This window comes from Streptomyces sp. NBC_00554, assembly GCF_041431135.1.
Classification (GTDB): domain Bacteria; phylum Actinomycetota; class Actinomycetes; order Streptomycetales; family Streptomycetaceae; genus Streptomyces.
On sequence record NZ_CP107799.1, the window covers coordinates 2962508 to 2985819 of the forward strand.

A 23312-nucleotide genomic window follows, 5' to 3' on the forward strand; every position below is an offset into this window, starting at 1 on the left:
GGCGGTCGACGATCGCCGACCGCCCGTTTCAAGCCTCAGGCAGATCGGTCGAGCGCGCGCAGCGACCGGTCGGTGATCGAGCGCGCGCCGCGGCCGATCGCGATCGTGCCGGACTGGACGAGCTCCTTGATGCCGAACGGCTCCAGCATCTTGAGCATGGCCTCCAGCTTGTCGCTGCCGCCGGTGGCCTCGATGGTGACGGCCTCCGGGGAGACGTCGACCGTCTTGGCGCGGAACAGCTGGACGATCTCGACGACCTGGGAGCGCGTCTCGTTGTCGGCGCGCACCTTCACCAGAACGAGTTCGCGCTGAACCGCGGAGCCGGGCTCCAGCTCGACGATCTTCAGAACGTTGACGAGCTTGTTGAGCTGCTTGGTGACCTGCTCGAGCGGCAGCGCCTCGATCACGTTCACCACGATGGTGATGCGCGAGATCTCGGGGTGCTCGGTGACGCCGACGGCGAGCGAGTCGATGTTGAAGCCGCGCCGGGAGAACAGGGCGGTGATCCGGGCGAGGACACCGGGCTTGTTCTCGACGAGGACGGAGAGGGTGTGCTTGCTCATGGGTCTGACTCGGCTCTCTCTCAGTCGTCTTCGTTGTCGCCGAAGTCGGGGCGGACGTCCCGGGCGAACATGACCTCGTCGTTGGAGGTGCCGGCCGCGACCATCGGCCACACCATGGCGTCCTCGTGGACGATGAAGTCGACCACGACCGGGCGGTCGTTGATCGAGTTCGCCTCTTCGATGCACTTGTCGAGGTCGTCCGGGGACTCGCAGCGGATCGCGTAACAGCCCATGGCCTCCGACAGCTTCACGAAGTCGGGGACGCGGGTGCCGGCGCTCGGCTCCTTGCCGCTCGCCTCGGGGCCCGAGTGCAGCACTGTGTTGGAGTAGCGCTGGTTGTAGAAGAGGGTCTGCCACTGGCGGACCATCCCGAGGGCGCCGTTGTTGATGATGGCGACCTTGATCGGGATGTTGTTCAGGGCGCAGGTGGTGAGCTCCTGATTGGTCATCTGGAAGCAGCCGTCGCCGTCGATCGCCCAGACCGTACGGTCCGGCCGGCCGGCCTTGGCGCCCATCGCGGCCGGGACCGCGTAGCCCATCGTTCCGGCGCCACCGGAGTTCAGCCAGGTCGCGGGCTTCTCGTACTGGACGTAGTGCGCGGCCCACATCTGGTGCTGGCCGACGCCCGCCGCGAAGATCGTGCCCTCCGGGGCGAGTTGGCCGATGCGCTCGATGACCTGCTGCGGGGCGAGCGACCCGTTGTCGGGCTGCTCGTAGCCGAGCGGGTACGTCTCGCGCCAGCGGTTGAGGTCCTTCCACCAGGCGCTGTAGTCGCCGGTGTGGCCCTCGCTGTGCTCCTTCTGCACGGCCTGGATCAGGTCGGCGAGGACCTCGCGGGCGTCACCGACGATCGGCACGTCGGCGGCGCGGTTCTTGCCGATCTCCGCGGGGTCGATATCGGCGTGGACGATCTTGGCGTACGGGGCGAAGCTGTCCAGCTTGCCGGTGACGCGGTCGTCGAAGCGGGCTCCGAGGGCGACGATCAGGTCGGCCTTCTGCAGCGCGGTGACGGCGGTGACCGCACCGTGCATGCCCGGCATTCCCACGTGCAGCGGGTGGCTGTCGGGGAATGCGCCGAGCGCCATCAGTGTGGTGGTGACGGGCGCTCCGGTGAGTTCTGCGAGGACCTTCAGCTCGGCGGTGGCATTGGCCTTGAGGACGCCGCCGCCGACGTAGAGGACGGGCCGCTTCGCGGCGGTGATCAGCTTGGCGGCCTCGCGGATCTGCTTGGCGTGCGGCTTGGTCACCGGGCGGTAGCCGGGCAGGTCCTGGGTGGGCGGCCACTGGAAGGTGGTCTGCGCCTGGAGTGCGTCCTTGGCGATGTCGACGAGGACGGGTCCGGGGCGGCCGGTGGAGGCGATGTGGAAGGCCTCCGCGATCGTCCGCGGGATGTCCTCGGCGCGGGTCACCAGGAAGTTGTGCTTGGTGATCGGCATGGTGATGCCGACGATGTCCGCCTCCTGGAAGGCGTCCGTGCCGATCGCCTTGGACGCGACCTGCCCGGTGATCGCCACGAGCGGCACCGAGTCCATGTGCGCGTCGGCGATCGGGGTCACCAGGTTGGTGGCGCCGGGGCCGCTGGTCGCCATGCAGACGCCGACCTTGCCGGTGGCCTGCGCGTAACCGGTGGCCGCGTGACCCGCGCCCTGCTCGTGACGGACGAGCACGTGCCGCACGCGCTGGGAGTCCATCAGCGGGTCGTAGGCCGGAAGGATCGCGCCGCCGGGAATGCCGAATACCGTGTCGGCCCCGACTTCCTCAAGAGAACGGATGAGGGACTTCGCACCCGTCACCTGCTCGGGCGCGGACTGCTGTCCTCCGGATCGGGGCCGCGGCTGCGGATGGTGGGCCCCGGTGGCCTGCTCGGTCATCGGCATTCTCTTCTCGATGCTGAGGGTTTTTGCGAAGTTTGTGCGGTGTACGACTGGTGCCTGTGCAACAAAAAACCCCTCGTGCCGTGAGGCAAGCGAGGGGAGCGCGCCGGTGCGTTCACTGGGGATTCCGGTTCTGTCGATCCGGTGGGTCCCAGTTCAGCCGACGCGCTTTCCAAGTACGAGAATTCGGGTGCGCATGGCATTGACCCTCCCCCCGGCACGCACCGACTGTCAAGTGGGTGGGACGGGAGTCTCATTATGTGAGCGGAGGACCGTACCGCCTCCATAGACAGCAGGCACACCACCGGTGTACACCCCAGCGCCGCCGCCCGCGAACGCGGGCTCGACGGGCCCGTGGGGCACGGGGTAGTGGCCCATGGACAGCGCTCTGCGCAGCCGGTACTCGTCCAGCGGCGCGGAGAACGCCATGCCCTGTCCATGGGTGCAGCCCATCGCGCGCAGGGCGATGACCTGCTCCGGAAGGTCCACGCCCTCGGCCACGGACTGCAGCCCGAGGTCGGTGGCGATACGCAGCAGCCCACTGGTGATCTTGTGCAGCCGCGCGGACTCGACGACACCCTCGACGAGGTCCCTGTCGAGTTTCAGCACATCTATGGGGAGCCTTCTGAGCGCCGTGATGGCGGCATAGCCGCTGCCGAAGCCGTCCAGGGCGATCCGGACGCCGAGCCGCCGCAGCGCGTTCAGCCGGCGCTCCAGTTCGTCCAGGGAGACCCGGGGGTCGGTTTCGGACAGCTCGATGATCAGGGCGCCGGAGGGGAGCCCGTGCCGGGTCAGCAGGGCCTCCACCGAGCCGAGGGGCCCGGAGCGGTCCAGCAGGCGCCGGGCGTTCATCCGGACCGCGACGGGCGCCGTGATTCCGGTGGCGGCACGCGCGGCGGCCTGCTCGATGGCCTCTTCGAGCATCCAGCGGCTCAGCTCGGCGGTGCGGTCGCTGTCCTCGGCGACGCGCAGGAACTCTGCGGGCGTGAAGAGCACGCCCTGCGAGGAGCGCCAGCGGGCCTGGGCGGTGACCGTCGCGATCCGGCCGTTGTCGAGCGAGACCACGGGCTGGTGCAGCAGCGTGAACTCACCGTCCTGCAGCGCGGAGCGCAGCCTCGTCGCCAGCTCCGCCTTGCGTACGACGTCCTGCTGCATCTGGGGCGCGTACAGCTCGACGCGGCCCTTGCCCGTCGCCTTGGCCCGGTACATGGCGAGGTCGGCGTTGCGCAGCAACTCACCGGCGCCCAGGCCGGGTTCGGCGAAGCCGACGCCGATGGACGCGGCGACCCGGACATCGTTGCCGTCGATGGCGTACGGCTGCGAGAGCGTGAGCCTCAGGCGGTCGGCGAGTTCGAGGATCTGGTGTTCGCGCGCCGTGCGGTCGCGGGTGCCGTCGCCGACGATGAGCGCCGCGAACTCGTCGCCGCCGAGCCGGGCCGCGGTGTCGCCCTGCCGCACGGAGTCCTGGAGTCTGCGGGCGGCCTGGACGAGCAGCTCGTCGCCGGCCTGGTGCCCGATCGTGTCGTTCACGGCCTTGAAGCCGTCCAGGTCGATGAAGAGAACGGCGGTGCCGCGGTCCGAGGAGCGGCGGCCGGAAAGCGCCTGCTGGACGCGCCGGGTGAACAGCGCGCGGTTGGGCAGGTCGGTCAGCGGGTCGTGCTCGGCATTGTGCTGTAACTGCGCCTGCAGACGCACCCGTTCGGTCACGTCACGGCTGTTGAAGATGAGGCCGCCGTGGTGGCGGTTGACGGTGGACTCCACGTTCAGCCAGCCGCCGTCGCCGGACCTGAAGCGGCACTCGATGCGGGTCGTGGGCTCCTCGGTGTGGCTGGCGGCCAGGAAGCGGCGCACTTCGTGGACCACGCAGCCGAGGTCCTCGGGGTGGATGAGCGAGGCGAGTTCGGAGCCGACGAGGTCCTCGGCGTCCCGTCCGTAGACTCCCGCGGCGGCCGGACTGACGTATCTCAGAATGCCGTTCGGGGCTGCGATCATGATGACGTCGCTTGAGCCCTGCACCAGGGAGCGGAAGTGGTTCTCCTTCTGGGCCAGTTCCTGGGTGAGGGTGATGTTGTCGAGGAGCATGATGCCCTGGCGGACGACGAGGGCGAGCACGACCAGGCCGGCGGTGATGAGCACCACCCGGTCGACATTGCGGCCGTTCAGAACGTTGTAGAGGATCCCCAGCGTGCAGACGGCGGCGGCCAGATAGGGCGTGAGCGCGGCCAGCGATCCAGCGATGGGGCGGGTGGCCGGATATCGACTGTGGCCTCCGCCGTGGAGGGGTACGTGCACCTGTCCTCCCGGGTGCCTCGGCTGCCCCTCCTGCCGCCGCCCCGGGATGTGCTCGTGCACCACGCGCGCGTGCCCGTCCGTGTCGTACCGGCCGGTGTCCGGCTGACCGTGCCGGGGGCCGACCCAGGGGGCGTACGCGAGGAGCAGCGAGCCGGCGAACCAGCCGGCGTCGAGGAGCTGCCCGGAGCGGTAGTCGTTGTGCAGCAGGGGCGAGGTGAACAGGGCGTCGCACATCACGGTCAGGGCGAGCGCGCCGATCGCGGTGTTCACCGCGGAGCGGTTCACCGACGAGCGCCGGAAGTGCAGCGCCAGCACCATGCTGACCAGCGCGATGTCCAGCAGCGGATACGCCAGTGACAGCGCGGTGTGCGCGACGCTCGGCCCGTCGAACTTCGCCGCCTGGGCGAGCGCGAGGCTCCAGGACAGCGTGAGCAAAGAGCCACCGATTAACCACGAGTCGAGCGCAAGGCAGACCCAACCCGCCTTGGTCACGGGCCTCTTGGCGAGCACGAGCAGACCCACGATGGCGGGCGGCGCGAAGCAGAGGAAGAACAGGTCGGCGTAGCTGGGGCTGGGCACGGGGCGGTCGAGAACCACCTCGTACCACCCCCAGACGGCGTTGCCCAGGCAGGCCATGGTGGAGGAGAGCGCGAACAGCAGCCATGCGGGTCGAAAGCGGCTGCGGCGACTGTGGGCGTAGCGGAAACAGGAGACCGCCGCGATACCCGCTGCGGCGCTCAGCCCGAAGTCGCCCATGACGAGGCCGAGGGTCACGGAGCCCCAGCCGAGCGCGGAACCGAGGGCGTATCCCGCGCACACCAGGGCCAGTACGAGTTGCGAGAACAGGCCCGTCCCGCCACCGAGCGCCGGCCGACGGGTCAGCAGCGCTCCGGGGGAGCTCACCGGGCCCACCCGGTCCGCGCGCCGGGGTCCCGCTGGTCCGCGTGCGCCGGGTGTCCATGCCTTCGGCGGCCGTTGTGCCTGCGGTGGTGATGACCGCCGTGGCCACTGTGGCCGCATTGCCCGCGTCTCCGCGTGGCCGCGCGCCAGGGTCGTCGTCGGCGGCCCTGCCGCGTCGGATCGTTGGTCCATAGGCCGTGCATCGCCCGTCGCCCCCCTCGCAGTCTGAAAATCCATCCCCGGCGCCGAACGGTGCGCGGCGCAGCCCCTGTCGGGACGATACACCAGTCTCGTCACTCAGGGACATAGTTCCTCTACGCTCCGTGACGACCAGGGAGTTTGTCGGCACTGCCCGCATTCGAAGAACTGCGGAGGGTGTCAAAAGCGGACGGGGAGCGAACGGGAGGTGGCCCGCGCGCCCGTCTTGAAGCGACCTGCGCGCCCGTCGTGAAGTGACCTACGCGCCTGTCGTAAGGACCACGTTCCGCAGCGGCTCCCGGTTCACGAAGCGGTTCAACTGCGCGACCAGGAGCCGCTTGGCGCGCGGCAGGAACGCGGACGTGGGGCCGCCGACATGGGGGCTGATGAGCACGCCCGGCGCCTGCCACAACGGGTGCCCCTGGGGCAGCGGTTCGGGGTCGGTGACGTCGAGGGCCGCGGTGATGCGGCCGCTCTCCAGCTCGGCGAGGAGCGCCTTGGTGTCGACGACGGGGCCGCGGGCGACGTTCACCAGGAGGGCGCCGTCCTTCATGTGGGAGAGGAAGTCGGCGTTCACCAGGCCACGGGTGGTGTCGTTGAGGGGCGCGGACAGGACGACGATGTCGGCCTCGGGCAGCAGGGCGGGCAGTTCGGTGAGCGGATGCACGGGCCCGCGCTCCGTGGTGCGCGCGGAGCGCGCGACGCGCGCCACCCGCGCGAGCTCGAAGGGAGTGAGCCGGTCCTCGATGGCGGACCCGATCGACCCGTACCCCACGATGAGTACGGACTTGTCGGCCAGTGCCGGGTGGAACCCCGAGCCCCACTCCCCCTTGTCCTGCGCTCGCACGAATCCGGGGATGCCCCTGAGCGAGGCGAGGATCAGCGCGAGGGCGAGCTCGCCGGTGCTCGCCTCGTGCACCCCGCGCGCGTTGCACAACTGCACACCGGGGCGCAGGACTTCCATGCTCGGCAGGACGTGGTCGACACCGGCGGAGAGCGTCTGCACGACCCGCACCGAGGTCATTTCGGGCATCGGCCGCTGCGAGACGGCGGGCGGCTGCATATAGGGCACGACATAGAACTCGCAGTCGGCCGGATCTGCGGGAAACTCCAGGTCACCATTCCAGTAGCGGTAGTTGAGGCTTTCGGGAAGCCCGTCGATGTCGTCGGCGCGAAAGGGTAGCCATACGTCGGAAGTCATGCTCACGAGGCTATGTCAGGCGCTTGGACGCGCAGAGGTTAGGTTGGGGAGCCGGAGAGGGAGGGTTGCGGCCAGGTGGAGCGCAGGACGATCGGGGCGGCGGCGCTCGAAGTGGGAGCGGTCGGGCTCGGGTGCATGCCGATGAACTGGGCGTACACCGGTTCCCGGCAGCGCGGTGAGGAGTCGCTCCGCGCCGTGCACGCGGCACTCGACCGGGGTACGACACTGCTCGACACGGCCGACATGTACGGCCCCTTCACCAACGAGCTGCTGGTGGGGCGGGTACTGAAGGAGCGGCGCCGCGAGGCCTTCGTGTCGACCAAGGTCGGCCTGCTGGTGGGTGAGCAGCACATCGTGGCCAACGGCCGCCCCGGCTATGTGAAGCGGGCGTGCGACGCTTCGCTGCGCCGACTGCAGACGGACGTGATCGACCTCTACCAGTTGCACCGCGTGGACCCGGAGGTTCCCGTCGAGGAGACCTGGGGTGCGATGGCGGAGCTGGTGACGGCCGGCAAGGTGCGCTCGCTCGGGCTGTGCGCGGTGGGCGCCCGCTCCGCCCGCCGCTCGGGGGCACGGCTGCACGACGGAACGATCCGCCAGCTGGAGCGGGTGCAGCAGGTCTTCCCCGTGAGCGCCGTGGAGGCCGAGCTGTCGGTGTGGTCCACGGAGGCGCTGGACGCGCTGCTGCCCTGGTGTGCGGCGCGCGGGGTGGGCTTCCTGGCGGCGATGCCCCTCGGCAACGGCTTCCTGACCGGCACGCTGACCCCGGGCGAGGGCTTTGAGCCCGACGACGTACGCGCCCGGCATCCCCGTTTCACCGCCGAGATGATGGCCTCGAACCAGCCGATCGTCGTCGGCCTGCGCCGCGTCGCCCGGCGGCACGGGTCCGACGAGAACGCTGTCACCCCGGCGCAGGTGGCGCTGGCGTGGGTGCTGGCGCAGGGGCGGCACGTGGTGCCGGTGCCGGGGGCCAAGCAGGAGCGGTGGGTCGCGGAGAACGCGGGGGCGGCGGGGCTGGAGCTGTCGGCGGAGGATCTGGCGGAGGTGGCGGGACTGCCGGGGGCGCAGGGATCCTGGGAGTAGGGCGCGTTCGCGGGGTACGTGCCGTGAGCAGGAGTATGTGCCGTGAGTAGGTGCCCGGGAGCACGGGGCTGGATATACGTCTCCGTGATCGGGAACTCGTGGGACGCGAGCGGTGTATGAACAGTAGGACCGCCGCGTCGAAGGGACCCCATGATCGTGCAACGACGAGTGGTGACGGCCGTGTTGGCCGCGGCCGCGCTTCTGGTGACGGCCGGCTGTTCCTCCGACGACGGAGGGGCGGCGGGCGGTGGGAGCACGTCGCCGAGCAGCAGCACCGGTGGCGGGAGTACTGAGCCCGGGGCCTCGCCTTCCGAGCAGTCCACCGAGGAGCCACCACCGGCCAAGGGCACGGTGAAGGTCGTGCGCACCGTCACCGAGGACCTCGACTCCCCCTGGGGCCTGGCACCACTGCCCGAGGACGACCTGCTGGTGTCCTCGCGCGACGAGGGGACGATCACGCGGGTCGACAAGGAGACAGGCAAGAAGACGGAGCTGGGCGAGGTGCCCGGGGTGGCCCCGGAGGGAGAGGGCGGCCTCCTCGGGATCGCGCTCTCCCCCGACTATGCCTCGGACCATTTCGTCTACGCGTACTTCACCACGGTGTCGGACAACCGCATCGTCCGCATGCTGTACGACGAGAGCAAGCCGTCCGGGGAGCAGTTGGGCTCGCCGGACACGATCTTCAAGGGCATCCCCAAGGGGTACATCCACAACGGCGGCCGGATCGCGTTCGGCCCGGACAAGATGCTGTACGCGGGCGCGGGTGAGACGGGGCAGACGGGTCTGGCCCAGGACACGAAGTCGCTGGGCGGCAAGATCCTGCGGATGACGCCGGAGGGCGAGCCGGCGCCGGGCAATCCGTTCGGCGACTCGGTCGTCTACTCGTACGGGCATCGCAATGTCCAGGGCCTCGCCTGGGACGACAAGCAGCGCCTGTGGGCGGCCGAGTTCGGCCAGGACACCTGGGACGAGCTGAACCAGATCAAGCCGGGCGGGAACTACGGCTGGCCGGTGGTCGAGGGCGAGAGCGACGACTCCAAGTATCTGAACCCGATCGCCCAGTGGCCCACGGACGACGCCTCCCCGAGCGGCATCGCCTACGCGGAGGGCTCCATATGGATGGCGGGCCTCAAGGGCCAACGCCTGTGGCGCATCCCCCTGGACGGCACGAAGGCCTCCGCCGAACCCCAGGCGTTCCTGGAGGGTGACTACGGCCGCCTGCGCACGGTGGTGTCGGCGGGCGGCGACAAGCTGTGGCTGGTGACGAGCGAGACGGACGGGCGGGGCAGCCCCGGAGCGGGGGACGACAGGATTCTTGAGCTGGAGGTGACGTGATCCTGGAGCCGGCGGTGGCGTAGTGCGCGACGCAGTCCCCGTCTGCGCTTCTCAGTCCCCGCCGGGCTTCTCGGCCTTGGTCTCGGCCTCGGCCTGGGGCTCCGCCTCGGTCTCAGTCTGAGGCTCCGCCTCGGTCTGGGTCTCCGCTTCCGCGGCCGGGCTCGGAGGAGTCGTCCGTCCGGGATCCGGTGGTCGTACGACCACCTTGCCCGAGGACAGGTCTATGGGGCCGCGGCCGGGGTCGCCGTCGTTCAGGTCCACCCGGGACAGTTCCAGTCGCTTGCGTTCGTCGTTGGTGTGCTTGCGGCCTGGTGCGAAGAGCTCCTCGAACATGTTGAACACGGCGCCTCCCTCGGCCCGGGTCCTCTACAGCGTAAACCTCAGCCCACGGCTTGTGCGGTGGGGGTCTCGGGCGGGAACAACCGCAGCCGGTGGGCCATGGCCGCCGCCTCGCCCCGGCCGGAGACGCCCAGCTTGGCGAGGATGTTCGACACATGGACGCTGGCCGTCTTCGGGGAGATGAAGAGTTCCTCGGCGATCTGGCGGTTGCTGCGGCCGGCGGCGACGAGGCGGAGGACATCGCGTTCGCGGCTGGTGAGGCCGAGGGCGACCGCCGGGTCGACGGGGGCCAGGGCGGACGGCTCGGGGGCGCGGCCCAGGGCGAGGCGGGCCCGCTGGGCGAGCAGTGCGACGGCTTCGGCGAGGGGGCGGGCGCCCAGGTGGTCGGCGGCGGCTCGGGCCAGCCTGAGGAGTTCCGTGGCGCGGGCGCGGTCGTCGTCGTCCGTGCCCGAGGACAGCAGGGCCTCGGCGAGGCGATGGCGGACGCGGGCGAGGTCGTAGGGGCGCTCCACGGGTTCGAAGGCGGTGACCACCTCGGACCAGTCGTGCGGGTCGGTCACTCCCTCGGCTCGGCGGAGTTCGGCGCGCACCCACTCCTCGTACGCGAGCCAGAGGGGCGCGCCGGTGGCCAGGGACTTGGCGGCGGAGCGGATGTGTTCCACCGTCTCGGGGCGGCCCGGTGCGGCGAGGGGCAGGCCATGGGCGTCGGCCTCCGCGGTGGCGGCGGCGAGCAGCAGCGGCCAGCCGTAGCGCTGGGTGCCGGGCGGGAAGCCCGCGCGGAGGGCCTCCTCCAGTGCGGTGCGGGCGTCGAGGAGGCGGCTCTCCGAGGCGGCGATGCCGATCGTGCTGCACAGCAGCGGCAGGGAGTGCTGCGGCATGGGGTCGTGGGTGCCGAAGTTGGCGCGGGCGGCGGCCAGTTGGCGCCCGGCCTCGGCGAGGTCTCCGCGGGCGAGCGCGAGAAACGTCAGACGGATGGCGCCGAGGCCGGAAGCCTTGCCACTGAGCCCGATGCGCAGCGCGTTCCCCGCGGCCTCGACGGCCTCGTCCCACTGGCCGAGTGAGTCCAGCGACTCCGAGAGGTTGCCCCAGACGTAGGCCTCAGTGTCCAACAGGCCTTTCGTCCGGGCCAGTTCGGCGCCCTCCCGCAGGACGGAGACCGCCTCGCGGGAGCGGCCGAGCGACTCCAGATGCGAGGGCAGGTTGATGTGCACGCGCCCCAGGACGAGGGAGGAGCCCCGCCGGTTCACTCGCTCCTTGACCTCGTACATCTCCGCGAGCCCCGCCTCGACGTCACCCGCGTCGACCATGAGACCGCCGAGTACGAGGCGGGCGTTGAGCTCGATGTCGCGGGCGCCGACCATGCGCGCGTACTGCACGGCGCGCTCGGCGGCCGAGAGGGCTCCGGGGCCCGGTTCGTGCAGCATGCACCAGGCGGCGACGGCGGCCAGCACCTCGGCGTGCACCTCCGACGGCGGCAGGCCGCGTACCAGGTCCTGGGCGGTGGCGAGTTCCTTCCAGCCGTCGCCGCGAGCCTGCGACTGCACCAGGCGGGAGCGCTGGATCCAGAACCAGGCGGCGCGCAGCGGATCGCCCTCGTCCTCCAGGAGGTGCAGCGCCCGCTTGGTGATCTTCAGGGCCCGCTCGCGCTCCCCGCACAGCCGGCCTGCGACGGCGGCCTCGGCCATCAGGTCGAGATAGCGCAAGGGCGCTGTCGCCGGGTCGCAGCCGCAGGGCGGATAGACCTCCACGTAGTCGACGGGGCGCAGTTCGTCCCGTACGGCGTCGGGGGCGACGTCCCACAGCTCCATCGCCCGCTCCAGGAGCCGCAGTTGCTCGGAGTGGGCGTGCCGGCAGCGGGCCTCGACGGAGGCGTCGAGGACGGCGGGGAGGGCCTTTGCGGCGTCATGGGCGTGGTACCAGTAGCTGGCCAGCCGGGTGAGGCGCTCGTCGGCCGGTACGAGCGTCGGGTCGGCTTCCAGGGCTTCGGCGTAGCGGCGGTTGAAGCGGGAGCGCTCGCCGGGCAGCAGGTCGTCGCTGACGGCCTCGCGGACCAGGGAGTGGCGGAAGCGGTAGCCGTCGCCGCCGGGTGAGGCGAGCAGGATGTTGGCGCCGACGGCGGCCCGCAGCGCCTCGATGAGGTCGTCCTCGGCGAGCCCTGCCACGGCGGCGAGCAGCGGGTACTCGACGGTGGAGCCGCCCTCGGCGACGATCCTGGCGACGCGCTGGGCGCTCTCGGGCAGCCCTTCGACGCGTACCAGGAGCAGGTCGCGGAGGGAGTCGGTGAGCCCGGTGCGACAGCCCTGGTGGGAGGCGACGGCGAGTTCCTCGACGAAGAACGCGTTGCCGTCGGAACGTTCGAAGATGTCGTCGACCTGGGCCGGGTCGGGTTCGTGGGCGAGGATCCCGGCGATCTGGCAGCAGACTTCCGCGCGGCTGAAGCGGCCGAGTTCGATACGGCGGACCGTGCGCAGCCGGTCCAGCTCGGCCAGCAGGGGCCGCAGCGGGTGGCGGCGGTGGATGTCGTCGGCGCGGTAGGTGGCGACGACGACGAGGCGGCCGCTGCGCAGCGTGCGGAAGAGGTAGGCGAGGAGGTGGCGGGTGGAGGCGTCGGCCCAGTGCAGGTCTTCGAGGGCGACGACGACCGTGCGGTCCGCGGCGACGCGTTCCAGGAGGCGGGCGGTGAGCTCGAACAGGCGGGCCATGCCCTCCTCTTCGTACCGCCGTCCCTGTCCGGCGTCGCCCAGTTCGGGCAGCAGCCGGGCCAGTTCTTCCTCCTGTCCGGCGGCAGCGGCGGCGAGTTCGTCCGGGAGCAGTCGGCGCAGGGCGCGCAGGGCCGTGGAGAAGGGCGCGAAGGGCAGTCCGTCGGCGCCGATCTCGACGCAGCCGCCGCACACGACGACCGCGCCCTCGCGTCCGGCCGCGGTGGCGAACTCCTCGATCAGGCGGGTCTTTCCGACGCCCGCCTCGCCTCCGAGCAGCAATGCCTGCGGCTCGCCCGCGGCAGCGCGGGCGAGCGCGTCGTGCAGCACGCCGAGTTCGTCGGCGCGTCCTACGAACACCGGGCTGACGGACCTGGTTTCCACAGGCCCGAGCATCGCACAGGGGTCCGACAGTGCGGCACCGGTTATTGGGAAGGCCATCAGGGATCCGGAGGGACGGCCGACCCCTGTACGGCCGTCCTCCCGGGGCCCGGCGGCGTTCACGCGGCGCGGGTGAACCGATGCCGTCCGTGGCGGCGGCTATGGCCCTGCCCCTCCGTGTCGTTCTGCGCGGACTCACGCAGGGCGGCGCGGCGGGCGGCACGGCGACCGCGGAGGGCCTCCCGTACCAGTCGGTGGTTCTGGGCCTCGCGGATCAGCTGTGCGGAACGGATCTGGTAGAGCTCGTACTCGGACATCTCGTATCCCTCGTGAAGAGTGGGTTTCGGGCTTCGCTTGTTGCGATGCCTCAACCTTCGTCTCCAAGGGGGGTGCGCCACATCGGGAGAGTTCCGCATCTTGAGCGCACGAAGGGCCTTAGGTCCGCCGTACGTGACGTAGGGCGGGCCTAAGGCCCCTCAGGAAAGCTCCGGAAAACCCGGGTGGCTCAGGAAGCGAGTGCTCAGCTGCTCACGGTCGGCATGGACAGGAGGATGTCGGTGTACTTGAGCACGGCGAGGAGCAGGCCGATGATCGCGAGCGAGACACCCGCCCAGGCGACGGACTTGACCCAGGTGGCCTGCACCACGCGGTCGGGGTTCCCGAACGCGGGCCGGACCAGCACGAAGACGCCGACGAGCAGGGCGACCAGCGCGAAGATGCCCGCGACCAGCGCGTTGGCGTTCCACGAGTTGCCGTAGACCTGCTCGATCTGAGTGGAGACGGTCGCGGTCGACGCGGTCTCCAGCTGGCCGTACAGCGAGTCGCGCGCCTGGGCGACGGTACCGAGCCAGCCGCCGGTCAGCGAGACGAGACCCAGTGCGGCAGAGACCACTGCGGCGGCGCCCAGGCCGACACCTGAGGGGGCCTTGGCAGCGACCGCCTCGGAGAGCTCGTCCTCGTCGTACTCGTCCTCGTCGGGGGTGCCGGCCGCGGCTTCCCCGTCGGTCTCCACGGCCTCGTCGGCCTTGGTGACGTCGTCCTTGGTGAGGTCCACGGCCTCGTCGTCGCTCTTGGCCTCTGTGCCGGTCTCGACCCCGGCTTCGTCAACAGTCTTGGTTCCCATATCTCGCACCGTACGGATCCTGTCTGAGAGGTCTCTTAATGTTCGTGGCAAAGGAAGCGGATCGTTATCGTCCACCACGCGCGCGCGTGGCCCGCCACTCGGGCGCGAGCACCGACCAGACCTCCATGTCGCTCCGTACGCCCCGGTACAGGTAGCTTTCGCGCAGTACGCCGTCCCGCGTCATGCCCAGGCGCCGCGCCACGTTCAGGCTCGGTTCGTTCGCGGACGGGGCGATCCACTCCACACGGTGCATGCCGCGCTCCTCGACCGCCCAGTCGATGATGATCCGCGTCCCTCGGGTGACGAGTCCGCGCCCGGCCGCCGCCGGTTCCAGCCAGCACCCGGCCTCGCAGTTCCCCTGCGCGGTGTCGAAGATCCTGAAGAGCAGCCCGCCGACGAGCTTCCCCTCCAGCCAGATCCCGTACAGGAAGCCACTGTCGGCGGCGCGCTTGTCCGCGTATGCCTGGAGGAAGGCCCGCGTCGAGGTGAGGTCCGTCACCGCGTCGGGCAGCGAGACATGACGGCCGATGAACTCGCGACCCCGCTCCATGTGAGCCAGGAACTCCTCGGCGTGCCAGGGCTCCAGGGGCCGCAGTTCCGCTCCGTCGTCACCCAGGGATATCGCGTACATCCTGCCGCCGCTCCTTCTCCAGTACGTCCGCCACCTCGGCGTCCGTCGCAGCGGCCAGCCTCTCATGGGCGGCGCGGCACTCGGGAGGTTCGATGCTGATGTGCGGCAGGCACCGGTCGAGCCAGCGGGGCAGCCACCAGTTGGCGCCGCCGAGCAGGTGCATGAGGGCGGGCACCAGGAGCGTCCGCAGGACGAAGGCGTCCAGGGCGACGGCCGCGGCGAGGGCGATGCCGAACATCGCGATGACGCGGTCGCCGCTGAGCACGAAGGCGAGGAAGACCGAGATCATGATGACGGCGGCGGAGTTGATCACCCGGCTGGTCTCGGCGAGGCCGACCCGGACGGCGCGCCGGTTGTCGCCGGTTTCCAGCCACTCCTCGTACATCCGGCTGACCAGGAAGACCTGGTAGTCCATGGAGAGCCCGAAAAGCACCGACACCATGATCACCGGCAGGAAGGGTTCGATCGGGCCCGCGCGGCCGAGGCCGAGCAGCTCACTCCCCCAGCCCCACTGGAAGATCGCGACGACGACTCCGAAGGCGGCGGCCACGGCGGCGATGTTCATCACGGCGGCCTTCAGGGGGATGCCGATCGAGCGGAAGGCAAGCAGCAGCAGGGCGCAGCCGAGGCCTATGACGACGCCCACGAAGAGGGGCAGTTTGCCGACGATGACGTCCGCGAAATCGTCGTAGCTCGCCGTGACACCGCCGACCTGCACGTCGAGCGAGTTGTCCGCCTCGGCGCGCGGCAGTACCTCGGTGCGCAGCCGGTCGACGAGGGCGCTGGTCCGCTCCGACTGCGGCGCGGATTCCGGGACGAGCGTGAGGTACGCGGTGTCGCCACCGGTGTTGTACGTCACCGGGGTCACCGACGCGACACCCTCGGTCTCCCGGAGTGTGGCGTCCAGGTTGTCGAGCGCGAGCGTGTCCTCGGCGCCGTCGACCTTGGTGACGAGGGTCAGGGGCCCGTTCACGCCGGGCCCGAAGCCGTCCGCCAGCAGGTCGTACGCCTGTCGCGTGGTCGCCTGCTTCGGATCGTTGCCCTGGTCCGAGGTGCCCAGGTGGAGCGAGAACGTGGGCAGGGCGAGCAGCGCCATCACCACCAGGGCGACGGAGCCGAGCAGCTTGGGGTGCCGCTCCACGAAGGCCGACCAGCGGGCGGCGAGCCCGGTGGGGATCTCCGGCTGGGGCCCGTGCTCGTACAGCCGGCGCCGCTCACGGCGGCTCAACGCGCGTGGACCGATGTAGGAGAGCAGTGCCGGGAGCAGGGTCACGGAGGCCGCGACGGTGAGGATCACGGTCAGGGAGGCGGCGATCGCGACGCCGTTGAGGAAGCCGAGCCGCAGGATGAGCATGCCGAGCAGGGCGATGCAGACGGTGGCGCCGGCGAAGACGACCGCGCGGCCTGTGGTGGCGACGGCGTTCCGCGCGGCCTCGGCGACCGTGAGCCCGCGTTTCAGGCCGCGCCGGTGCCGGGTCACGATGAACAGCGCGTAGTCGATGCCGACGCCGAGCCCGATCAGTATGCCGAGCATGGGCGCGAAGTCGGCGACGGTCATGAGGTGCCCGAGGAGCGCGATGCCGGCGTACGCGGTCCCGACGCCGACCAGGGCCGTGGCAATGGGCAGCAGGGAGGCGGCGAGCGAGCCGAAGGCGAGGAAGAGGACCACGGCGGCGACGATCACGCCGACGAGCTCGGCGACATGCCCGCCCGAGGACTCCGTGAGCCCTATGGCGCCGCCGCCCAGCTCCACCTGGAGCCCCTTGGCCTCGGCGGCCTTGGCCGCGCTGACGACGGCACCCGCCTCGCCCTTGTCGATGTTCCCGGCCTGGTCGTCGAAGGTGACCGTGGCGTAGGCCGTACGTCCGTCGGCGCTGATCCGGCCCGAGTCCTGCCCCTCGTACGGGCTGACGACCGAGGCCACCCCGGGCAGGCCGGCGATGCTGTCCAGGGCGCGGGTCATCGTCTGCTGGACGTCGGCGGAGCGCACGGTGGTGGCGGTGGTGTGCCAGACGACGGTGTCGCTGTCGCCGCCGAGGCCGGGGAAGCCCTCCCGCAGGAGCTGGGTGGCGCGTCCCGACTCGGTGCCGGGTGCTTCGTAGTCGTTCGAGTAGGCGGTGCCCATGACGGCCGCGGCGGCGGTGACACCGCCGAGCGCGAGGAGCCACAGCAGAACGACGACGAGGCGGCGTTGGACACACCAGCGCGCGAGGGCTGCCACAGACGTGCTCCCTGGGGGCGATACGAGGATCTTTGACCTGGAACAGCCGCTATAGGACGTTGACAGCCTCTATAGAAGTGAACAGCCCGCAAAGAACACATGAGCAATACCCAGTCACTCTTACAGCCGAAAGTGATCGTTTATCGCATTCGTGGGCTTACTCACAAGAGTGCGACCCAACTCACAGGACATTCCCGGGGACTCTGTCATCCCTGATGACATGCCTAGGGGGATGCATCGATTCCGATGCATCCCCCTAGGGCCTGAGAAAACGCGGGACCTCAGCCCTCGCTGACGCCCAGCTTCTCCAGGATCAGTTCCTTGACGCGGGCCGCGTCGGCCTGGCCGCGGGTGGCCTTCATGACCGCGCCGACCAGGGCGCCAGCGGCCTGGACCTTGCCGCCGCGGATCTTGTCGGCGATGCCCGGGTTGCCAGCGATGGCCTCGTCGACGGCGGCGGTGAGCGCGCCCTCGTCGGAGACGACCTTCAGACCGCGCTTCTCGACGACCTCGTCCGGGGTGCCTTCTCCCGCGAGGACGCCTTCGATGACCTGGCGGGCCAGCTTGTCGTTGAGCGAGCCCTCGGCCACCAGAGCGGTGACGCGGGCGACCTGCGCCGACGTGATCGGCAGGTCCTCCAGGGCCTTGCCCGACTCGTTGGCGCTGCGGGCCAGTTCGCCCATCCACCACTTGCGGGCGGACGCCGAGTCGGCGCCCTCCTCGATGGTGGCGACGATCAGGTCGATGGCACCGGCGTTGAGCATCGACTGCATGTCGTGGGCGCCGACGCCCCACTCCTCGCGCAGCCGGTTGCGGCGGGCCAGCGGCTGCTCGGGCAGACCGGCGCGCAGCTCCTCGACCCACTCACGGGACGGGGCGATGGGGACGAGGTCGGGCTCCGGGAAGTACCGGTAGTCCTCGGCCTCCTCCTTCACGCGGCCCGAGGTCGTGGACCCGGTGTCCTCGTGGAAGTGGCGGGTCTCCTGGATGATCGTGCCGCCGGCGTTGAGGACCGCGGCGTGCCGCTGGATCTCGAAGCGGGCCGCACGCTCCACGGAGCGCAGCGAGTTGACGTTCTTCGTCTCGCTCCGCGTGCCGAACTTCTCCCGGCCGTGCGGGCGCAGCGACAGGTTCACGTCGCAGCGCATCTGACCCTGCTCCATGCGGGCCTCGGAGACATCGAGCGCCTTGATGAGCTCGCGCAGCTCGGCGACGTACGCCTTGGCGACCTCGGGAGCGCGCTCGCCCGCACCCTCGATCGGCTTGGTGACGATCTCGATGAGCGGGATGCCCGCGCGGTTGTAGTCGAGGAGCGAGTGCGAGGCGCCGTGGATACGGCCGGTGGCGCCGCCGACGTGCAGCGACTTACCGGTGTCCTCCTCCATGTGGGCGCGCTCGATCTCCACGCGGAAGACCTCGCCGTCCTCCAGCTGGACGTCCAGATAGCCGTTGAAGGCGATCGGCTCGTCGTACTGGGAGGTCTGGAAGTTCTTCGGCATGTCCGGATAGAAGTAGTTCTTCCGGGCGAAGCGGCACCACTCGGCGATCTCGCAGTGCAGCGCGAGGCCGATCTTGATGGCGGACTCGATGCCGATCGCGTTGACGACCGGGAGCGCGCCGGGCATGCCGAGGCAGGTCGGGCAGGTCTGCGAGTTGGGCTCGGCGCCCAGCTCGGTGGAACACCCGCAGAACATCTTGGTCTTGGTGCCGAGTTCGACATGGACTTCGAGGCCCATGACGGGGTCGTACGTCGCCAGGGCGTCCTCGTACGACACCAGTTCGTCGGTCGTGGTGGTCACGGTGAAAACTTCCCTCTCAGCCCAGCAGGACGTCGTCGTCGCCCAGGCGCTTGAGCTCCCGGTAGAGGATGGCGAGGCCGGTGACGATGGCGGCGGCGGACACGGCCGCGTCGATCAGCCGCAGCGTGTCGTTCTCGGAGCGGGCCTTCTTGGCCTGCTTGGCGACGCTGACGGCCCCGAACGCGGTGGTCGCGATGGACAGGTACGTACCGGACTTGGACTTCTTGAAGCCCTTGGCCTTCGACAGTGCGTTGCTCACAGCGACGGTGCCTCCTCGATCAGCGGGTGGCCCCACCTTTCCACGAAGGCGGCCTCGACGGCGGCGCCGACCTTGTACAGCCGCTCGTCCTTCATCGCGGGGGCGATGATCTGCAGGCCGACCGGCAGGCCGTCCTCCGGCGCGAGACCGCAGGGCAGCGACATGGCGGCGTTGCCCGCCAGGTTGGTCGGGATGGTGCAGAGGTCCGCGAGGTACATCGCCATCGGGTCGTCGGCACGCTCGCCGATCGGGAAGGCGGTGGTCGGCGTCGTGGGCGACACGATCACGTCGACCTGCTCGAAGGCCTTCTCGAAGTCGCGCGTGATGAGCGTACGGACCTTCTGGGCGCTGCCGTAGTACGCGTCGTAGTAACCGCTGGACAGGGCGTACGTGCCGAGCATGATGCGGCGCTTGACCTCGTCGCCGAAGCCCGCCTCACGGGTGAGGGCGGTGACCTCCTCCGCGGAGTGCGTGCCGTCGTCGCCGACGCGCAGGCCGTAGCGCATGGCGTCGAAGCGGGCGAGGTTCGAGGAACACTCGGACGGCGCGATCAGGTAGTACGCGGAGAGCGCCAGGTCGAAGGACGGGCAGTCCAGCTCGACGATCTCGGCGCCCAGTTCCTTCAGGAGGGCGACGGACTCGTTGAAGCGCTGGACGACTCCGGCCTGGTAGCCCTCGCCGGCGAACTGCTTGACGACGCCGACGCGCATCCCGGCGACCGAGCCGTTGCGGGCGGCCTCGACGACCGGCGGGACCGGGGCGTCGATGGAGGTCGAGTCGAGCGGGTCGTGCCCGGCGATGACCTCGTGGAGGAGGGCCGCGTCCAGGACCGTACGGGCGCAGGGGCCGCCCTGGTCGAGGGAGGACGAGAACGCCACCATGCCGTAGCGGGAGACGCCGCCGTACGTGGGCTTGACGCCGACCGTGCCGGTGACGGCCGCGGGCTGGCGGATGGAGCCGCCGGTGTCCGTGCCGATGGCGAGCGGGGCCTGGAAGGAGGCGAGCGCGGCGCTCGACCCGCCGCCCGAGCCGCCGGGGATCCTGGACAGGTCCCAGGGGTTGCCGGTCGGCCCGTACGCGCTGTTCTCGGTGCTGGACCCCATGGCGAACTCGTCCATGTTGGTCTTGCCGAGGATGACGACGTCGGCGGCCTTCAGCTTCTTGGTGACGGTCGCGTCGTACGGCGGGATCCAGCCTTCGAGGATCTTCGAACCGACGGTGGTCGGGATCCCCTCGGTGGTGAAGATGTCCTTGAGCGCGAGCGGGACGCCGGCCAGCGGGCCGAGCTTCTCGCCGTCGGCCCGCTTCTGGTCCACGGCGCGGGCCTGCGCGAGAGCGCCTTCCCGGTCCACGTGGAGGAAGGCGTGCACCTTCTCGTCGACGGCCTCGATCCGGGCGAGGTGCGCCTCGGTGACCTCGACGGCGGTGAGCTCGCCGGAAGCGACCTTGGCGGCGATCTCCGCTGCCGTCAGCCTGATGATGTTGACGTTGGTGTCCGTCATGGTGATTAGTCCTCCCCCAGGATCTGCGGCACCTTGAAACGCTGCTGCTCCTGGGCCGGGGCGCCGGAGAGCGCCTGCTCGGGGGTGAGCGACGGACGGACCTCGTCCGCGCGCATGACGTTCGTCAGCGGCAGCGGGTGAGAGGTCGGCGGTACGTCTTGGTCGGCGACCTCGCTGACGCGGGCGACCGCGCCGATGATGTCGTCGAGCTGGCCGGCGAAGTGGTCGAGCTCTTCGCCCTTCAGCTCCAGACGCGCCAGCCGTGCGAGGTGGGCGACCTCCTCGCGCGTGATGCCAGGCATGCGGCGTTCCTCTGGGGTGAGTGTGTGTGGTTTGGGGCCAATCCTATGGGGCGGGGGGTGGTGCCTGCGCCCGGGTTCTTTCGGGGGCCCTTGCCCACCCGCGCCCGCCCGTGACCCTCACTCGACAAGTGGGGCTCTCCTGTGGGGGTTCCGCGCCGTCGGCGGCCCGCCGTCCGGGGGGCGCGCCATCGTTCCCAAGGTGCGGGGCGGCTGTGGCTGGGCGCGCAGTTCCCCGCGCCCCTGGCAGTCCCGCTCCCCTAGGGGCGAGCGCCGATGGTGCTCAACCCCCACGGCAGAGGTCCACTTTTCGAGTGACCGTCACGAGCGGTGCGCGGGCGGGAGAACCAAGCGGCACCCCCACCGGCCCGCAGGGGGCTACTCCGCGGCCGGCAACGCGGCCCGCGGCCGCTGCCACCCCCGCGACCCCCGGGCCAGCAGCCACGCCGTGGTGTCCTCCGGAGGCATCGCCGCTGCGACCAGCCACCCCTGCACGGCATCGCACCCGAGGTCGCGCAACCGCTCCCACGTCTCGTCGTCCTCGACGCCCTCGGCGACGACGAGCAGCCCGAGCGAGTGCGCGAGGTCGATGGTGCAGCGCACGATCTCCGCGTCCTCGTTGTCCACGGCGAGCTTCGCGACGAAGGAACGGTCGATCTTCAGCTCGCTGACCGGCAGCCTGCGCAGATGGACGAGCGAGGAGTACCCCGTACCGAAGTCGTCGAGGGACATCTTCACGCCGTGTCCGGTCAGCCCGGCCAGGGTGTCCGCGGCCCGCTGCGGATCCTCGAGGAGCACATGCTCCGTTATCTCCAGCTGGAGCGACCCGGCGGGAACCCCGTGCCGGGCGAGCCGCGCGGCAACCGACCCGGCGAACCCGGGGGTGTGGACGTCGCGCGGCGAGACGTTCACCGCGACCGGCACGTGCAGCCCCTGTGCCCGCCACCGCGCGACCTGCGCGAGTGCCGTCTCCAGGACGTACTCGGTGAGGTGCGGCATCAGCCCGGAGGACTCGGCTATGGCGATGAACTCGTCCGGCGCCACCCTCCCCCGCTCGGGGTGCACCCACCGTACGAGCGCCTCGAGTCCGGCCACCTGCCCGTCGAAGCGGACCTTGGGCTGGTAGTGCAGCTCGACGTCACCGGCGTCCAGTGCCCTGCGCAGATCCCCGAGCAGCCCCAGCCGGTCCGGGGTGTTCGAGTCCCGCTTGGACTCGTACACCTCCACACCCGTCCGGTCCCGCTTCGCCTGGTACATCGCGACGTCCGCCCGCCGGAGCAGGCCCTCGGCGTCGAGCGCGTGGTCGGGGAAGACGGCGAGCCCGGCGCTGGCCTCCAGGACGAGCGAGAGCCCGTCGAGATCGAGCGACGAACCGAGCGCGGCGACCAGATTGCGGGCGACGCGCGTGGCCGATGTCGTGGAGTCGGCGATCGGCAGTAACACGGCGAACTCGTCGCCGCCCAGCCGCGCGGCCTCCGCCCCGCGCGGCAGGTTGAGCCGCAGCCGATCGGCTATCTGAAGGAGCAGCCGGTCCCCTGCGAGATGCCCCAACGTGTCATTCACCGAACGGAAACGGTCCAGGTCGATCAGCATCAGGGCGGAACGCGCACCGATGCGTTCGGCATCGTCCAGAGCCGTCCACGTACGTTCAAGCAGCCACTGCCGGTTGGGCAGCCCGGTCAGCGGATCGCGCAGTTGCTCCTCGGCCCGTGCGCGGGCTATCCACAGCGTGGAGTCGAGAGCGATCAGCGGGATCGAGAAGAGCGGCAGCAGCATCGGCTGCGCGGTCGCGACCACGCAGATCAGTGGCGTGATACCGAGCAGCGCCACCGCGACGAGCCCCTGTCTGACCAGGGCCGTGCGGGCGACGGTCGGCAGACCGCCGGTGCGCGGCGCATGGACGTACCAGAGCAGAGTGCGGGTGGCGGCGAGATAGGCGGTGGCGACCAGCACCACCTCGGGTACCGCAGAGACGGTCCAGGTCTCGGGATTCCAGGGCGTCTCGACGGACGGGAACCGTCCCCACGCGGCCAGGACCAGGGCCCCCGCACCGATGCCGAGGATGTCCACCGCGCCGTGCAGTATGCCCTGGCGCCAGCGGTTGCGGCGCGCGATACCGACCAGGACGACGACGGTCAGGCTGACCATTCCGGCGGGCACCCAGCCGTACAGCAGCAGGACCGCGAGGGTGAGCGCGGCGCCGGAGCCCGTGCCGCCCCACCAGCGGGAACGGCCGAGGGCGACCAGATGGCCGACGATGACGCCGGTCAGCAGGGCGAGCGACCAGCCGACGGCGCCGGAGGGGAAGAGTGCGTGGTCCCCGCTGAACGCCCGGTAGAAACCGGCGCCGAGGACGAACCCGGCTGTCGCGACGACCGCCGCGGGCAGCGCGGGCCAGGATATGGGCCGTTCGGGCTCGTGGCCCGCCATGCCGGGGCCGGGGCCGAGACCGCCGACACCCACACCGCCACCGACCGTGCGGGGCGCGGCGCCGGGGCGCTCCGCGGTCCGCGCCGTCCCCCGGCCTGCCCCAAGCCATGCGCCGGCCATCCGGCGCAGGCGCAGCCGTGAGTCAGGGGCGGCGCTCTCGGTCGGTTCCATTCCCGTCCCTCT

17 protein-coding genes are annotated in these 23312 nt (G+C 70.6%); 2 read left to right on the forward strand and 15 right to left on the reverse strand.

Annotation, left to right across the window (positions count from 1 at the left end; genetic code table 11):
• Window positions 1-35 precede the first annotated feature (35 nt).
• The 4 genes from ilvN to OG266_RS12810 form a co-directional block, all read right to left on the reverse strand.
• Window positions 36-563, reverse strand: a complete 528-nt coding sequence (gene ilvN / locus OG266_RS12795) for an acetolactate synthase small subunit (RefSeq protein WP_266474764.1) — start codon at window positions 561-563, stop codon at window positions 36-38.
• Between the two features lie 20 nt (window positions 564-583).
• Complete coding sequence (locus OG266_RS12800; RefSeq protein WP_326720501.1) at window positions 584-2440, reverse strand: acetolactate synthase large subunit; 1857 nt, start codon at window positions 2438-2440, stop codon at window positions 584-586.
• Window positions 2441-2668: 228 nt separating this feature from the next.
• Entirely contained in the window at window positions 2669-5632 is a 2964-nt protein-coding gene (locus OG266_RS12805; protein ID WP_371545621.1) for a putative bifunctional diguanylate cyclase/phosphodiesterase, read from the reverse strand.
• 454 nt (window positions 5633-6086) lie between these two features.
• Window positions 6087-7028, reverse strand: coding sequence for a 2-hydroxyacid dehydrogenase (locus tag OG266_RS12810; protein WP_371545623.1), 942 nt, complete (start codon window positions 7026-7028; stop codon window positions 6087-6089).
• A gap of 75 nt (window positions 7029-7103) precedes the next feature.
• Between OG266_RS12810 and OG266_RS12815 the strand changes: the two genes are divergently transcribed.
• Both OG266_RS12815 and OG266_RS12820 read left to right on the forward strand, forming a co-directional pair.
• On the forward strand, window positions 7104-8111 hold the full coding sequence (locus tag OG266_RS12815) for an aldo/keto reductase (RefSeq protein ID WP_371545626.1): 1008 nt from the start codon (window positions 7104-7106) through the stop codon (window positions 8109-8111).
• A gap of 150 nt (window positions 8112-8261) precedes the next feature.
• On the forward strand, window positions 8262-9446 hold the full coding sequence (locus OG266_RS12820) for a sorbosone dehydrogenase family protein (protein ID WP_371545629.1): 1185 nt from the start codon (window positions 8262-8264) through the stop codon (window positions 9444-9446).
• 51 nt (window positions 9447-9497) lie between these two features.
• On the opposite strand, the gene OG266_RS12825 is transcribed toward OG266_RS12820, so the two are convergent.
• From OG266_RS12825 to OG266_RS12875, 11 genes are all read right to left on the reverse strand, one after another.
• Complete coding sequence (locus OG266_RS12825; RefSeq protein ID WP_371545632.1) at window positions 9498-9788, reverse strand: DUF6191 domain-containing protein; 291 nt, start codon at window positions 9786-9788, stop codon at window positions 9498-9500.
• A 38-nt stretch (window positions 9789-9826) separates the two neighbouring features.
• The gene (locus OG266_RS12830; protein WP_371552765.1) at window positions 9827-12880 is read right to left on the reverse strand and encodes an AAA family ATPase; all 3054 of its coding nucleotides are present in this window, start codon (window positions 12878-12880) and stop codon (window positions 9827-9829) included.
• A gap of 104 nt (window positions 12881-12984) precedes the next feature.
• Entirely contained in the window at window positions 12985-13182 is a 198-nt protein-coding gene (locus OG266_RS12835) for a hypothetical protein (protein WP_329545340.1), read from the reverse strand.
• Window positions 13183-13385: 203 nt separating this feature from the next.
• Window positions 13386-13988 carry a hypothetical protein gene (locus tag OG266_RS12840; protein WP_371545635.1) on the reverse strand — a complete coding sequence of 201 codons (603 nt, stop codon included), beginning with the start codon at window positions 13986-13988 and terminating at the stop codon, window positions 13386-13388.
• Window positions 13989-14052: 64 nt separating this feature from the next.
• Window positions 14053-14619, reverse strand: coding sequence for a GNAT family N-acetyltransferase (locus OG266_RS12845; RefSeq protein ID WP_371545638.1), 567 nt, complete (start codon window positions 14617-14619; stop codon window positions 14053-14055).
• A complete protein-coding gene (locus OG266_RS12850) occupies window positions 14597-16840 on the reverse strand; it encodes an MMPL family transporter (RefSeq protein WP_371545641.1) in 2244 nt (747 codons plus the stop codon). Before OG266_RS12850 ends, OG266_RS12845 begins: the two co-directional genes overlap by 23 nt.
• Window positions 16841-17121: 281 nt before the next feature.
• Window positions 17122-18639: an Asp-tRNA(Asn)/Glu-tRNA(Gln) amidotransferase subunit GatB gene (gene gatB, locus OG266_RS12855; RefSeq protein WP_329545343.1), complete on the reverse strand. Its 1518-nt coding sequence runs from the start codon at window positions 18637-18639 to the stop codon at window positions 17122-17124.
• Between the two features lie 16 nt (window positions 18640-18655).
• A complete protein-coding gene (locus tag OG266_RS12860; protein WP_266474783.1) occupies window positions 18656-18898 on the reverse strand; it encodes a hypothetical protein in 243 nt (80 codons plus the stop codon).
• A complete protein-coding gene (gene gatA, locus OG266_RS12865; RefSeq protein ID WP_371545644.1) occupies window positions 18895-20400 on the reverse strand; it encodes an Asp-tRNA(Asn)/Glu-tRNA(Gln) amidotransferase subunit GatA in 1506 nt (501 codons plus the stop codon). The genes OG266_RS12860 and gatA overlap by 4 nt, the downstream gene beginning before the upstream one ends.
• A 5-nt stretch (window positions 20401-20405) precedes the next feature.
• Complete coding sequence (gatC, locus tag OG266_RS12870; protein ID WP_015036350.1) at window positions 20406-20702, reverse strand: Asp-tRNA(Asn)/Glu-tRNA(Gln) amidotransferase subunit GatC; 297 nt, start codon at window positions 20700-20702, stop codon at window positions 20406-20408.
• Between the two features lie 375 nt (window positions 20703-21077).
• Window positions 21078-23300, reverse strand: coding sequence for a putative bifunctional diguanylate cyclase/phosphodiesterase (locus OG266_RS12875; protein ID WP_371545650.1), 2223 nt, complete (start codon window positions 23298-23300; stop codon window positions 21078-21080).
• Window positions 23301-23312 lie beyond the last annotated feature (12 nt).

Coding starts and splice junctions, on each gene's coding strand:
- gatA (WP_371545644.1), bottom strand. CDS start 20,400: ATGACGGACACCAACGTCAACATCATCAGGCTGACGGCAGCGGAGATC.
- OG266_RS12845 (WP_371545638.1), bottom strand. CDS start 14,619: ATGTACGCGATATCCCTGGGTGACGACGGAGCGGAACTGCGGCCCCTG.
- OG266_RS12840 (WP_371545635.1), bottom strand. CDS start 13,988: ATGGGAACCAAGACTGTTGACGAAGCCGGGGTCGAGACCGGCACAGAG.
- OG266_RS12820 (WP_371545629.1), top strand. CDS start 8,262: ATGATCGTGCAACGACGAGTGGTGACGGCCGTGTTGGCCGCGGCCGCG.
- gatC (WP_015036350.1), bottom strand. CDS start 20,702: ATGCCTGGCATCACGCGCGAGGAGGTCGCCCACCTCGCACGGCTGGCG.
- OG266_RS12810 (WP_371545623.1), bottom strand. CDS start 7,028: ATGACTTCCGACGTATGGCTACCCTTTCGCGCCGACGACATCGACGGG.
- OG266_RS12830 (WP_371552765.1), bottom strand. CDS start 12,880: ATGCTCGGGCCTGTGGAAACCAGGTCCGTCAGCCCGGTGTTCGTAGGA.
- ilvN (WP_266474764.1), bottom strand. CDS start 563: ATGAGCAAGCACACCCTCTCCGTCCTCGTCGAGAACAAGCCCGGTGTC.
- OG266_RS12835 (WP_329545340.1), bottom strand. CDS start 13,182: ATGTCCGAGTACGAGCTCTACCAGATCCGTTCCGCACAGCTGATCCGC.
- OG266_RS12875 (WP_371545650.1), bottom strand. CDS start 23,300: ATGGAACCGACCGAGAGCGCCGCCCCTGACTCACGGCTGCGCCTGCGC.
- OG266_RS12800 (WP_326720501.1), bottom strand. CDS start 2,440: ATGCCGATGACCGAGCAGGCCACCGGGGCCCACCATCCGCAGCCGCGG.